This window comes from Shewanella indica, assembly GCF_002836975.1.
In the GTDB taxonomy this organism is placed as follows: Bacteria; Pseudomonadota; Gammaproteobacteria; order Enterobacterales; family Shewanellaceae; genus Shewanella; species Shewanella indica.
Map to the genome: position 1 here is coordinate 36,849 of NZ_NIJK01000022.1, position 14,150 is coordinate 50,998.

The 14,150-nt window shown below is 51.8% G+C and carries 11 protein-coding genes; 10 read left to right on the plus strand and 1 reads right to left on the minus strand.

What is annotated here, in order from left to right; all coding sequences use genetic code 11:
- The first annotated feature begins 82 nt into the window (after window positions 1–82).
- From CX650_RS05035 to CX650_RS05070, 8 genes are all read left to right on the plus strand, one after another.
- The gene (locus tag CX650_RS05035; RefSeq protein ID WP_101053614.1) at window positions 83–478 is read left to right on the plus strand and encodes an H-NS histone family protein; all 396 of its coding nucleotides are present in this window, start codon (window positions 83–85) and stop codon (window positions 476–478) included.
- 258 nt (window positions 479–736) lie between these two features.
- Complete coding sequence (locus CX650_RS05040) at window positions 737–3,841, plus strand: amidohydrolase family protein (protein WP_101095180.1); 3,105 nt, start codon at window positions 737–739, stop codon at window positions 3,839–3,841.
- Window positions 3,842–3,873: 32 nt separating this feature from the next.
- Window positions 3,874–5,142 carry an amidohydrolase family protein gene (locus CX650_RS05045; RefSeq protein WP_101095231.1) on the plus strand — a complete coding sequence of 423 codons (1,269 nt, stop codon included), beginning with the start codon at window positions 3,874–3,876 and terminating at the stop codon, window positions 5,140–5,142.
- 61 nt (window positions 5,143–5,203) lie between these two features.
- Window positions 5,204–5,584, plus strand: a complete 381-nt coding sequence (rcsF, locus tag CX650_RS05050) for an Rcs stress response system protein RcsF (protein WP_039035930.1) — start codon at window positions 5,204–5,206, stop codon at window positions 5,582–5,584.
- A 10-nt stretch (window positions 5,585–5,594) separates the two neighbouring features.
- Window positions 5,595–6,329 carry a tRNA (N6-threonylcarbamoyladenosine(37)-N6)-methyltransferase TrmO gene (gene tsaA, locus CX650_RS05055; RefSeq protein ID WP_071477125.1) on the plus strand — a complete coding sequence of 245 codons (735 nt, stop codon included), beginning with the start codon at window positions 5,595–5,597 and terminating at the stop codon, window positions 6,327–6,329.
- The gene (locus tag CX650_RS05060; protein ID WP_101095181.1) at window positions 6,326–6,979 is read left to right on the plus strand and encodes an acyltransferase; all 654 of its coding nucleotides are present in this window, start codon (window positions 6,326–6,328) and stop codon (window positions 6,977–6,979) included. Before tsaA ends, CX650_RS05060 begins: the two co-directional genes overlap by 4 nt.
- A 98-nt stretch (window positions 6,980–7,077) precedes the next feature.
- Window positions 7,078–8,256 carry a GGDEF domain-containing protein gene (locus CX650_RS05065; protein ID WP_157822990.1) on the plus strand — a complete coding sequence of 393 codons (1,179 nt, stop codon included), beginning with the start codon at window positions 7,078–7,080 and terminating at the stop codon, window positions 8,254–8,256.
- Window positions 8,257–8,356: 100 nt separating this feature from the next.
- Window positions 8,357–10,075, plus strand: a complete 1,719-nt coding sequence (locus CX650_RS05070; protein WP_071477127.1) for a proline--tRNA ligase — start codon at window positions 8,357–8,359, stop codon at window positions 10,073–10,075.
- A 161-nt stretch (window positions 10,076–10,236) separates the two neighbouring features.
- On the opposite strand, the gene grpE is transcribed toward CX650_RS05070, so the two are convergent.
- Window positions 10,237–10,854: a nucleotide exchange factor GrpE gene (gene grpE, locus CX650_RS05075; RefSeq protein WP_039035935.1), complete on the minus strand. Its 618-nt coding sequence runs from the start codon at window positions 10,852–10,854 to the stop codon at window positions 10,237–10,239.
- Between the two features lie 94 nt (window positions 10,855–10,948).
- On the opposite strand from grpE, the gene nadK reads away from it, so the two are divergent.
- Both nadK and CX650_RS05085 read left to right on the plus strand, forming a co-directional pair.
- A complete protein-coding gene (gene nadK / locus CX650_RS05080) occupies window positions 10,949–11,827 on the plus strand; it encodes an NAD(+) kinase (protein ID WP_039035936.1) in 879 nt (292 codons plus the stop codon).
- 653 nt (window positions 11,828–12,480) lie between these two features.
- Window positions 12,481–14,127, plus strand: coding sequence for an L-lactate permease (locus CX650_RS05085; RefSeq protein ID WP_052248277.1), 1,647 nt, complete (start codon window positions 12,481–12,483; stop codon window positions 14,125–14,127).
- Window positions 14,128–14,150: the final 23 nt, after the last annotated feature.

The following is a 14,150-nucleotide window of genomic DNA, read 5'->3' on the forward strand; positions in this document are numbered from 1 at the left end:
ATCCTGACACTTATAGTTTCTATTATTTATAGCGATGTTCACCTTAACCCAATTTATAAATTAGCGTGGGACCTAAATACTTATGAGCGATTTTCTTGATATATTGACTCACGGCCGTCGTTTTAAAGCCGCAGTAAAAGAGTTAAGCGTTGCAGATCTGCGCGATCTGGCAGTCAAATTGGATAAGATCATTATTGATCGTGAAGAAGAAGCCAAGAAAGAAGAAAAGGCACAGGCTGAACGTCTGTCTAAAATTGAAGAGATCCGTAAGCAGATGGAAGCCGTTGGCCTATCTGTTGAAGATCTGGGTAATGTTGCTGCCGCCAAGGCTGCTCCCAAGAAGCGTGCTCCCCGCCCACCAAAATACAAAATCGTTGTAGATGGCGAAACTATTACTTGGACCGGCCAAGGCCGTATGCCAACTGTATTCAAGAACGAAGTAGATAAAGGTCGTTCAATGGATGATTTCCTGATTTAATCAGGTTTTTCTAGCTTAAGCCTCGACAGTGTCGGGGCTTTTTTATGTCTGATAGACGTCTGGCATCTGTTAAAAAGCCTTACAATTACGCCTTGGCATTTACATTTAGGCTGAGTTAAGTTTACGACTGCCGACTTAAAGCGAGGCTTTCGTCCGCTTTTTATCACTCGTAGGGGAAACGTACTGATTGATCGCAGCCTGTTCCTCTCTGATGAAAATGACTCTCCCCAAGGAATTATGACAAGGTAGCCACAACAGATGAGAATTTCTTTCCCCGCCATAAACCTACTGTTGTTCAGTCTTGTGGCCTGTAGCGCCTTTGCCGATGAGACACAGCTGACAGACAATACCCCGAGATTGACCGCCTTAACCCATGCCAAGCTTATACTTTCACCTGGAAAACAGCTAGATAACGCTACATTACTTATTGAAAATAACCGAATAAAACAAGTAATTTCCAATAATGAAATTCCACAAAATGCTTATAAGATAGATCTCAATGGTTACACCATCTATCCGGGATTTATCGATCCCTTTGCCGAATATGGTTTGGAGTATTCAGAATCTCCGGCCGCAATTGAAGCTCCAGTCTATCAAATTAAGTCAAAAGGGGCGGTAGCCGCAAATGGCGCCATTCATGCAGAGAAAGAATGGTTTACTTATGTCTTGCCGGACAACAAAACTGCATCAAACTGGATAAGTAATGGCTTTACCAGTGTCCAGAGTGCACATCTTGACGGAATATTCAGGGGAGTAGGCACATCACTTTCTTTGGCCGACAAAAATAGCAATCAAGTGATATATCGCCCCAGAAGCCGACATTTTATGGCATTTGATAAAGGAAATTCACCACAGGATTATCCCAATTCTCTGATGGGAAGCATAGCGTTAATAAGACAGACTCTCAGTGATGCCAACTGGTATAACCAGAATAAAAAGAATGCAGCCGGACGCGAGGGTTTATTATCACCGGAATTTAATATCGCCCTTGAGCGCTTACACGATATAAAAACTCGTGGAGTGATATTTGACACCCGAAATCTCAATAACCAGTTGCGTGCAGCCAAGCTCTTGAGCCATTCAGATATCCAGCCAATCTTACTGGGAAATGGCCAGGAGTATGCAAGAGTGAAAGAACTGCAAGAATATCGACCCGTGTTGATATTGCCGTTGAACTTTCCTGCAGCTCCTCAGGTCAGTGACGAAGACTATGCCAGAGAAGTGCCACTCAGAACCTTGAGACATTGGGAGCGGGCACCGAGTAATCCTGCAGTGATGGCCGCCAATAACATTCCTTTCTCCTTCACCCAATATGGCATGGATGGTAAAGCCTTTTGGCCCAGATTGAGAATGGCGCTGCAGGCCGGTCTCGATGAAGAAACCGCATTGGCAGCGCTGACAACCCAGGCCGCTGCAGCTGCCGGCATAGAGGATTTAGTCGGTAAACTGGCACCTGGCTATATGGCCGATCTGGTGATAGCCAAAGGCAATCTGTTTCAGGACGGCGAAATAATCAGCGTTTGGCTACAAGGTGAAGAACAAATACAAACGGCTCCTGGATACCAGTGGCAAGGCAGTTATCGTCTGCATCTAGCTGAACTGGAACTGGATCTTGAACTACAACTGAGTCAACAAAAGCCCCGAACACTCAGGGGGAGCCTCAGCAGCGGTGATCAACAAGTAGAACTCGCTCATCTAAATACCGATAGCAAACGCCTGAGCTTCAGTGCCAATTTGCAAGATGCCGGTATCGGTGGCATTAGTCGAATAACCCTTTGGCAAGATGATGAAGGGCTGCAGGGCAGACTCTTGCGTGCCGACGGTGCCATCACCCAATTGGCCGGTTCAAGATTGCCGCACGCACCTTTAACGGCAGAAACAGCTGAAGAAACGAAAGCCTCGGCAGCGGCAGTCAACTCTCAGTCAAAGACAATGAGTGAAACTGAACCCGAGTATCTCAGCCGTTTGACGAGTCCACTGCAAGCCTATGGCCGCAGTGAGCAGCCAGGTACGGAAAAACTGCATATCCGCAATGTCACCCTTTGGACCTCAAGCGAGGCTGGCATTATTGGCAACAGCGACCTGATTCTGGCCAACGGCAAGATTGCAAAGATTGGTACCAATCTCAGCACCCCGAGTGGTTATCAGGTCATAGAGGGAGCTGGCATGCACCTGACTGCCGGGATCATAGATGAGCATTCCCACATTGCCGTCAACGGCGGCCTCAATGAGATGTCCGATGCCATCACCTCAGAAGTGCAAATAGCCGATGTGCTGAACCCGGATGATATTGCCATCTATCGCTCCTTGGCCGGTGGCGTCACCACCGCCAATCTGCTGCATGGCAGCGCCAACCCCATAGGTGGCCAGTCGCAGGTCATTCAACTGCGCTGGGGAGAGTCGGCCGAAAACCTCAAGTTCACCCAAGCCCATCAAGGGATTAAGTTTGCTTTGGGGGAAAACGTCAAACAGAGCAATTGGGGTGAGCGTTATACCCGCAGATTCCCGCAAAGCCGCATGGGGGTTAAAGCCCTGATGAGTGATGCTTTCAATGCCGCCAGAGACTATAAAGATGCCCAAGCCCAATATGCCGAGTTGCGTTCTCGGGAGAAACGTAAGCAGCTCTCCCCTCGCCCCGATTATCGTTTACAGGCGATTGCCCAAGTGCTGAATGGCGAACGCGATGTGCATATTCACTCCTATGTCCAGTCTGAAATCCTGATGTTCTTGCGCCTCGCCGAGGCTTACGATTTCAAAGTCACCGCCTTTACCCATGTACTGGAAGGTTACAAGCTGGCCCCCGAATTGGCGGCTCATGGCGCTGGTGCTTCCACCTTTGCCGACTGGTGGGCCTATAAATTTGAGGTCTATGATGCCATTCCGCAAAATGCTTGTTTGATGATGAATGCCGGCGTGCTCACCTCGATTAACTCAGATGACTTTGAGATGCAGCGGCGCCTGAATCAGGAAGCCGCCAAGTCGGTGAAATACTGCGATATGTCCCCAGAAGATGCCTGGAAGATGGTAACCATCAACCCCGCAAAACAGCTCGGAATAGACGCCATAACAGGTTCTATAGAAGAGGGAAAACAGGCAGATTTGGTGCTCTGGGATGCCAACCCCCTATCGGTTTATGCCAAGAGTCAGGCAGTGTGGATTGGCGGCAAACGCTACTTCGACCGCGCTGAAGATAAGCAAATGACCCAGGCTAATGTCAGCGAGCGCCAAGCGCTGATCCAGAAAATTCTTGGCAGCGACCCGGCGCGGCTTCAAGGCGAAACGACTTCAGAAATCATAGAGCCCTTGTGGCAATGCGATACCCAATTCAACGCCTGGGGCCAGAATAAGGAGAGCCGCCTGTGACCAAGTTTCCTCTATTGCCACGCATGGCATCTATGCTGGCACATCTGCTGCTGGGTGGTTCACTCTTGATGCTCGCCCCGGTAAAGGCCCATAACCTGATCCCGGCCGAGCATCAGCAACAAGCCATATTGCTGAAAAACGCCACGGTTCACACCGTCAGCCAAGGCACTCTCGAGAATACCGATGTGCTGCTCGAGCAAGGTGTTATCAGCGCCGTAGGCCCGGGATTAACGGCTGAAAATGCCCGGGAATTTGATCTCAGTGGCAAACACCTTTATCCCGGCCTCATAGCACTGGATACCACCCTGGGATTGGTGGAAATAGCCATGGCCAGGCCAACAGTCGATAGCCGTGATGTGGGCAGTGCCAATCCACAGCTTGAAGCCGCCAGCGCCTTCAACCCGGATTCGGAATTGTTGCCCAGTGTGCGGGCCAACGGTATCACCCACGCGCAAATAGTCCCAAGAGGCACAGGCATTGCAGGGCAATCTGCACTGGTATCCCTGGATGCCTGGACCATAGAAGATGCCCAGGTCCCAGCCAGACCACAGTTCCACCTCTATTGGCCAACGGAGCCGCAAAAACAAGGTACCGACAAGGCGAATAAACAGGCACAACTGGCCTATCAGGACGCGCTGTCACAGATACACAAACACTTTGAAGCGGGTAAACGCTATGCCTTGAGTCAGCAAAGCAGCGAAGGCGCCCTTGAAGACAGCCGCTGGCAAGCGCTCTTACCGCTGTATCGCCAAGAGGGGCGGCTGTTTGTTCATGCCGACAGGCAGCGGCAGATAGAGGCGGCCATTGCCCTCGCCCGTCAGTATGGATTCAAGCTCACCCTGGTCGGTGGCTATGATGCCTGGCGCCTGGGTGCAGCGCTCAATGAAATAGAGGCAAGCGTCATCTATACCCATACGCTTGACTTGCCACTGCGCGAAGATGAGCCCATAGGCCAGGCATTTAGAGTACCGGCGTTGCTCAAGCGCGCCGGTATTCCCTTCGCTCTCGGCTTCAGCTCCGATTGGGACAGCCGTAACCTGCCGCTGGCAGCAGGCCAAACTGTAGCTTGGGGGCTCAGCAAAGAGCAGGCGCTCAAGGCGATTACGCAAGATGCCGCCAAGATACTGGGCGTAGACAAGCTAGGGGCGATAGCGCCCGGGTTTCAGGCCAATCTGGTAGTCAGCAGCGGCGATATTCTCGATCCCATGAGCAGCAGGATAGAGCTGATGTTTATCGACGGCAGACAGGTGGATCTCAACAATCGTCATCGGCAGCTTTATCAAAAGTATTTGAAGCGATAGAATTTCCCATACAGCTCCCGGGATGGCCGGGAGCATGAACGAATAACTATAAGGCCTGGCCATGAAACCGATATTTCTTTCCACTCTGGTACTGCTGCTTGGCGGCTGCGCCGGGGAATACAGCTTCAATTCCAACCTAGACAGCCAGGCTATTGAGGAGTACTTCAAACCCTCGGAAGTACAGTTGTTCGATGGCAGCCGACCAACGGGCCAATATGAAGTGCTGGGATTGGTTGAGGGTAATGCCTGCCAGTCCGAGCCCGATGGTGTACCGGCCACTATGGCTGATGCCCGTACCGAGGCGCGCCGGGCGGCTGCAGATATGAAAGCCAATGGTCTCATTATTAAAAACTGTGTCGAAACCCAGGAAGCCGCAGCCGGTTGCTACACCAGCGCCATGTGTGTCGGCCAGGCTATTCGTCTGACAACCCCGAAGGAGTAAGCCTGACGTTATGGGGTTTTCGACTCAGATAGAAGCGGTTGCCTATTGCCGGACACCATATAAACAGAAGTTTGGTATTCCTCGTCAGCCGGGGTTGGTGGACTTTGTTCGCGGTTTTGTCGAGCTGACAGCACCTTACAATCATATCGATGCGGTGCGTGGGCTGGAGCAGTACTCCCACCTCTGGTTACTGTTCTGCTTTCATGAAAATCTGGCTCAGGGCTGGAAAACCACCGTGCGTCCTCCCCGGCTCGGCGGTAATGAAAAGCTCGGAGTGTTTGCTACCCGCTCCACCTTCAGGCCCAATGGCATTGGCCAATCCGTGGTGAAGCTGCATCAAATCCACCAAGTCAAAGGCAAGGTCATACTGGAGATATCCGGCATGGATCTGCTCGATGGCACCCCGATAATCGACATCAAGCCCTATATCCCCTTCTCGGATGCGATACCCGACGCGATAGGCGGCATAGCGCAGCAGGCTCCCGAGCAGGTTGAGGTCAGCTTCAGCAATCAGGCAGTAGAACAACTGAGCCAATTCGAGAAACGCTATCCCGGGCTGGATAAGCTTATTCAAGCGGTGTTGGCCCAGGACCCGAGACCCGCTTACAAGAAAGGTAAACCGGATCCGAAACGCTATCAGGTGGCGCTGTATGATCTGGATATCTTCTGGTATGCCCAAGAGCAAGGCATTGAAGTCGAAACCATACAGCCCTTTTGTGCCAAAGCGTCCGGCGCCGGAGCATGATTGATTTTAAGCCCTCAGCGGATGATTATCAGGAGCAGCACAAGAGGCGCCTCTCCTGGATGCCCTGGCTCTGGTATCGCCTCAAACCCAAGCATCTCGAATGGGCTCTTCCCTGGCAGCAGGCAATTCAGGCCAAATTACAGGCTTTGGAAACCATCAGCATAGGACAGAACTGCTTTATCGCCCCCGAAGCAGAACTGTTTGCCGAACCCGGCAGGCCGATAATCCTGGGCGATGAGTCCATGATAGCCGCCAACTGCTTTCTGCACGGGCCGATCCAGGTAGGCCGGGAGGTCAGCATTAACCACGGATGCTCACTGGACGGCGGCAGTCGCGGCATAGTGATAGGTGCCAAGACCCGCATCGCCAACAATGTCACTATCTATGCCTTCAATCATGGTATGGCGCCGGATATGCCCATCTATCGTCAGAGCAGCCAATCCAAGGGAATAGTTATTGGCGAAGATGTCTGGATTGGCGCCCAGGCCGGAATCGTCGATGGCGTGACCATAGGCGACTGCGCCATCATTGGCATGGGCGCCGTTGTCACCAAGTCGGTACCCGCGTTTGCCATAATGGCGGGAAACCCTGCTAAAGTAGTAGGAGATAGACGCGATAAGCCACTGACAGGCATAGAGAAAAATCAATAATTAGGAAGATGAGCGCCATGGATTGCCAAACCCGCCCAAACACACAACCACCAAGAAGCATACCAAAGGGGTTACCGGGTATCCGCAGCAGATTACTGTTGAGTTTTTTCCTGCTGGCCGGGCTGATAGTATTTTTTGGCGGTGCCAGCCTCTGGATAATAGATAGCACAAACACAACCCATATCGCCGAACTGCAGAAGCAAAAACAGCTGCTGCAAGCCATTAGAGCCAATCAAATGCAGCATCTGGCACTATTGAAACTCAAAAACAACTGGCCCAGTTATCCCCTTAATGAACGGGAGGCGATTCTTGATGAAACCAGGCAGAGACAACGACAGATAATATCCACCCTGAGCCAGTTTACCCTGGCAACCAAAGAATATGATGAGGCCTTGGTTCTGGGGCAGCAATTGTCAGTAATGAGCGGTCACCCCCTGAGAGCGCCACATATGAATGGCATGATAAGCGCCATAGATCATCTTTCTCTGCGCCTGTCCGGCATAGGCCTGACCCATCTGGATGCCCAGATGCAAAAGAACAGCCAATCGCTGATGCAAACCCTGCTATGGCTGGTGATCGGGTCACTGGCGCTGATAGTTTTGAGCCAATCTGTAGCCTGGACAGTCATTGGCCGCCACTTGCTCAAGCCTCTATTGCAGACCAGCAACAAGCTCAGCGAACTGGTAGAGCAAAACTTTGGTGGCCGCTCGCCAGCCCCGGTGAACCGAGAAACACTCAAGATAAACCATGCGCTGTTGTCCCTTGAGGCGCAGATGAGAGCCTTGACCAGCGAGCAGCAACAAGATGAACTCACGGGGCTTTATAACCGCCGTACATTCAACCAGTTGATGAAACAGTACTGGCATCAGGGGGTTGCAAAGCAACACAGAATAGGCCTGTTACTCATTCAGAGCGATCAAATTATTACCGGCGAAACCCTGTTGCATTTGGCCCAGAGGCTGCTGGACTTTAAGATCAAGGGTGAATATTTTCTGGCACGGTTACAACAATCTCAGTTGGCACTGTTATTACCCAACCGGGATCCGGAAGCCTGTATCCGCATCGCCCAGAGCCTCAATCAATTTGTGTTGGCGGCCAATCTGCGAGCCAAGGCCCAAAGCCCGCGACTCACAGTCTCTATCGGCGTGGCCAACATCCAACCCAGCAAACAACAAGGTTGGGACAACTTACTATTTCAAGCAGAAGAAGCCCTGCTCAGCGCCCAAAATCGCGGCGGCAACTGTAGTGCCGGTGTCAATCGGTTGCCGACGAGCTAAATTCGAACAAGGAAAGGGGAATTTATCCGCCCTGGTCGCGTGACATCATCGAAGCAAGTGATAAAATGGCGGCCATTCAATTCATTTCGGACCCAAGGTAATGCGAGTCAGTCAATACCTGTTATCAACACAGAAAGAAAACCCTGCCAATGCAGAGATAGTCAGTCATCAGCTTATGCTGCGCGCCGGTATGATACGTCGCAACGCCTCAGGCCTCTATAGCTGGCTGCCGTCCGGCCTGCGCGTACTGCGCAAGGTCGAAGCCATTGTGCGTGAAGAGATGAACAAGGCCGGTGCCATCGAAATTCTGATGCCCATGGTACAGCCGGGGGATCTCTGGGTGGAAACAGGTCGCTGGGACAAGTTTGGCCCGGAACTGCTGCGCTTTGTAGACCGTCACAATCGTGACTTCGTTCTGGGCCCGACCCACGAAGAAGTGATTACCGATCTGGTGCGCAAAGAAGTCAGTTCCTACAAGCAACTGCCGCTGACCCTGTATCAAATCCAGACCAAATTCCGTGATGAAGTTCGCCCACGCTTCGGTGTTATGCGCTCACGTGAGTTCCTGATGAAAGATGCCTACTCTTTCCATCTGGATCAGCAAACCATGGATGATACCTATCAGGCCATGTACACGGCTTACAGCAACATCTTGTCACGCATGGGCCTGGCCTTCCGTCCTGTACTGGCAGATACCGGCTCTATCGGTGGCAGCATGTCACACGAGTTCCACGTACTGGCAAGCAGCGGCGAAGATCTGATTGCCTACTCCAACGGCAGCGACTATGCCGCCAATATCGAGAAGGCTGAAGCGCCGCTGCCGACCACAGAGCGCGCCGCACCCACTCAGGAAATGACTTTGGTCGACACGCCAAATGCCAAAACCATAGACGAGCTGGTTGAGCAGTTTGGCCTGGATATCACCAAGACTGTCAAGACCCTGATAGTCAAAGGCGCCACCGAAGAAGCCCCACTGGTGGCCCTGGTTGTCCGTGGCGACCATGAGCTGAACGAAGTCAAAGCCGACAAACTGGAACTGGTTGCCGCGCCGCTGGAATTTGCCTCTGAAGCAGAAATCCGTGACGCCTTGGGAGCCGGCCCAGGTTCTCTTGGCCCAGTCGGTCTGTCTATTCCAGTGGTCATAGATCACAGTGTTGCCGTGATGAGCGACTTTGCCGCCGGCGCCAACCTAGACGATAAACACTATTTCGGTATCAACTGGGAGCGGGATCTGCCGCTGGCCAGTGCCGCCGATATCCGTAATGTAGTGGAAGGCGAAACCACCCCTGACGGCAAAGGCACTTACGCCTTCGCCCGCGGTATTGAAGTTGGCCATATCTTCCAGTTGGGCACCAACTACTCGGCCGCCATGAACGCCACTGTGCTTGATGAGAATGGCAAGTCTCAGACTCTGCTGATGGGCTGTTATGGTGTCGGCGTCAGCCGCATCGTTGCCGCCGCCATCGAGCAGAATCACGACGACCGCGGTATCATCTGGCCGGAAGCGATTGCCCCATTCACAGTGGGTATTCTGCCGATGAATATGCACAAGTCACACAGAGTGACAGACACTGCCGAACAGCTTTATAAAGAGCTGACCGATGCGGGTATCGAAGTGCTGTTTGATGACCGTAAAGAGCGCCCTGGCGTGATGTTTGCCGATATGGAACTCCTGGGTCTGCCTCACACCATAGTGATTGGCGACCGCAACCTGGATGCCGGTGTTTATGAGTATAAGAACCGCCGCACCGGAGAAAAGCAGGAAGTGCCTATGGCAGAGATTGTGGACTTTATCAAAAAGGCCGCTGGCCAGAAGTAAGCTCCTGGATTCAAAAGCTACCCAGGCTCCAGAAAACCCAGGAACAAGAAAGCCGAGCCTAGCTCGGCTTTTTCATGGCTGGAAATCTGCTTGCAAATAAAAAAACCGCAGACTTATCTGCGGTTTTTTATTCTCGCCGTTATGGGCGTTTTAGTGCGCTATCAGGCTTGGGTATCAACACCTTCACCGCCCTTGGACACCATTACCATGGCAGGACGCAGCAAACGCTCATTGAGCTGATAGCCCTTTTGCATCACCAGCATCACGGTATTGGCCGGGAACTCGGCGCTTGGTTGCATGCCAATGGCTTGGTGCTGATCAGGGTTAAAAGCTTCGCCGATAGGATCTATCTGCTTGACACCGAACTTCTCCACCGCTGACAGGAAGCTCTTCAGTGTCAGCTCAACACCTTCAAACAGAGGCTTGGTGACTTCATCGGCCTTATCTGCGCCCACCAGAGCACGTTCCATGTTATCGATCACAGGCAGCAGTTCATTGCTGAACTTTTCCAGGGCAAACTTATGTGCCTTCTCTACATCCTGCGCCGCCCGGCGACGGATGTTGTCAACTTCGGCTGCGGCACGGATGACAGAATCTTTCTGCTCCTCAACTGTCGCCTGTGCGTCAGATAAAGCCTGCTCCAGCTCCTCAATACGGAAGTTCGCCTGAGTCAACTCGTCGATAATGCCGCCTTCCTCAGCTACGCCCTCGGTGGTTTCAACCTGGTCAACCACTTCTTCGACCTGTTCCTGCTCTGCTTTAAATGACTCTTTGTTCATTTCTACTCCAGCTAAAAATGCTTTGTTTCTGCATACTCTGGGCATATTATGGGGATCAAATTGACCGTTTCAACCCCCAGAGTTCCCAAAATCTATGTCCACTGAGTTTCATACTATAGGCCTGATAGGAAAACCCCACCATCAGGGGACCAACCTGACCCTCAAGCGTCTGCATTATTGGCTGAAAATGCAAGGCTATGATGTGCTTGTGGAAGAGAGAGTCGCGGCTGAACTCGGGAAAGATGTACGCGCGGTAGACCTACTGGATATCGGCGAGCACTGTGATCTGGCGATAGTCGTCGGGGGGGATGGCAATATGCTGGGTGCAGCTCGGGTACTGGCGCGCTTCGATCTCGGCGTTATCGGTGTCAACCGCGGTAATCTGGGTTTTTTAACCGATCTGCCGCCGGATGCCTTTGAAGAGTCGCTCGCCAAGGTGCTGGATGGCGAATACGCCACAGAACACAGGTTCCTGCTGGAAGCCGAGGTTTATCGCCACGGCGAAGTCAAAGCCAGCAATACCGCCGTCAACGAGGCCGTGTTGCACCCAGGCAAGATAGCCCATATGATCGAGTTCGAGGTTTATATCGACAACCAGTTCATGTACAGCCAACGGGCCGATGGCATGATAGTCTCTACACCGACCGGCTCAACCGCCTATTCGCTGTCGGCCGGCGGCGCGATATTGACCCCTAATCTCGAGGCACTGATCCTGGTGCCCATGTTTCCCCATACCCTCTCCTGTCGTCCCATAGTGGTCGACGCCTCCAGCATCATCAAACTGGTAGTGTCACCGGAAAACGGCGAAAACCTGGAAGTGAGCTGTGACGGCCATGTCACCTTGTCTGTGATGCCGGGCGATGAAATTATCCTGAGGCGCAGCAAAGAGCGGCTCAAACTCATCCACCCAAAGGGGCACAACTACTTTCATGTATTGCGCAACAAGTTGGGTTGGGGCAGTAAACTCTTTTGAAGCTTGAGTGGCCTGAGCAAACTCTTACAGCTACAAACGCAGTTCAGCCACAGGCCTGGGTTAAAGCACCTGAGAACAAAGGTGCTTTTTTGTTATTTATTTTCAAAAAATGTAAAACAGCACTCACGTGATCAATGTCACGTTTTATGACGCCCGATATAACGGTGACTAAGATCACGGTAAGCCAGCAAGAAAAAACAACTTATCTATCTGATTTATATTATTTTAAATAAAAACACCCAAAAACCAACTTCACCAAAAGCTCAATTAGTGTGACTTGAATCACATTCAAGATTTGCGATATAAGCCTGTCATTCCATCATAAATGAAATAACAGGATCACTTTATTACCCTTTTGAGTAAAACAAAGCCATAATTCCTAAGGTTGTGGGCCATTTTTTAAATATCTATTCCCCAAAGTTATATAAACGCCAGCACGGCAGTGAGTCATGTCACATTTTTTCATTTGCCAGCGGAGACACGGCTCCCATAACCGAAAACTTAAGCCACATACGAAAGGCAAGATGATCCAGATCATTTTGGTTCCGGGTAAATTAACCATGATAAGCACGCACAACAACAAATGGGAAAGGCGATAGCACTTTCTCAACACCACAATAAGCACAAGCAACATATGAAATGATGAGGCAACCATGACATTTCTTCAGTTACTCGCAAGTCTGACACCCGTGATCAGCGTCATGCTGTTCCTAGTGTTGCTCCGGATGCCCGCATCCAGAGCTATGCCAATCTCCATGGTGATAACCGCCCTGGCCGCCGTTTTTATCTGGCAGATGGACACCACTCTGCTGGCCGCCTCCGTGGTTGAAGGCCTGCTGTCGGCGATTACACCTTTAACCATCATCTTCGGTGCAGTATTCCTGCTCAATACCCTGAAATACTCGGGTGCCATGGATACCATTCGTGCCGGTTTTACCAATATCAGTTCAGACGCCAGGGTTCAGGTGATCATCATCTGTTGGCTGTTCGGCTCTTTTATTGAGGGTTCTGCCGGTTTTGGTACACCAGCCGCGATTGGCGCGCCTCTGTTGGTGCTCTTGGGTATCCCACCGATTGCGGCCGCCGTGGTTGCCCTGGTCGCCGACTCAACTTCAGTGTCTTTCGGTGCCATTGGTCTGCCAGTGCTCTTTGGTATGGAACAGGGCCTGCTCGAAGGCGGTACCAGCATGGCTGCGGCGCAAATTGCCGAACATGGGGGCCACTTCAGCGATTATGCTCAGTTCATTGCCATGCATATGATCACCATAGATTTAATCACAGGTACGCTGATCCCCTTGGTAATGGTGTCTGTGCTGACTGGCTTCTTTGGTCGCAACAAGTCCTTCAAGGAAGGCTTAGCCATCTGGAAATTTGCCCTGTTCGCCGGTTTAGCCTTCACCATTCCTGCCTGGTTGATCAACTTCTTCGCCGGCCCAGAGTTCCCTTCCGTGATTGGTGCCCTGGTCGGTATGGCATTGGTAATCCCGGTTGCCCGCAAAGGCTGGTTACTGCCTAAAACCCCTTGGAATGACTTCGCTGAAAATGACAAAGAGGGCGAAACAGCTCAAGTAGAGAGCAAGGCGCGTTTCTCCCAGTTGGCCGCCTGGACCCCTTACCTGATCATGGCAGGTCTCTTGGTGCTTTCACGTGTAGTACAGCCACTGAAAGCCTGGTTGAACAGCTTCAACATTAGTTGGACCGGCCTGTTAGGCACTGAGCTCAAGGCCGGCTTCGCCACCTTCTTTGCACCGGGCGCCTTCTTTATTGCCGTGTGTATTCTGGGCTTCTTCCTGTTCAGAATGAACTCCAAGGCCATCAAAGAATCGGTTACGGTTTCCTGCAAATCCATGGTGCCAACCATTATCTCTCTGGGTGCCTCTGTGCCTATGGTGAAAATCTTCCTCAACTCAGGCACCAACAGTGCCGGTCTGCAATCCATGCCGGTAGCATTGGCCGATATGCTGGCCGGAAGCCTCGGCAGCGTTTGGGCCTGGATTTCCCCGATAGTCGGGATTTTCGGTGCCTTCCTGTCAGGTTCGGCCACCTTCTCCAATATGATGTTCTCCGGCCTGCAATACAGCGTGGCCGATAACATAGGGGCCAACCATGCACTTATCCTGGCACTGCAAGGTATTGGTGCCAACGCAGGTAACATGATGTGCGTGATGAACGTGGTCGCGGCGGCAACCGTGGTCGGTATGGCCGGTCGCGAATCTGAAATTATCCGTAAGACTATGCCTGTAGCGCTTGGCTATGCTTTGCTGGCTGGTACCTTGGCAATGCTCTGGGGCGGATTCTAATAACGATAATAACTCCTCGATAA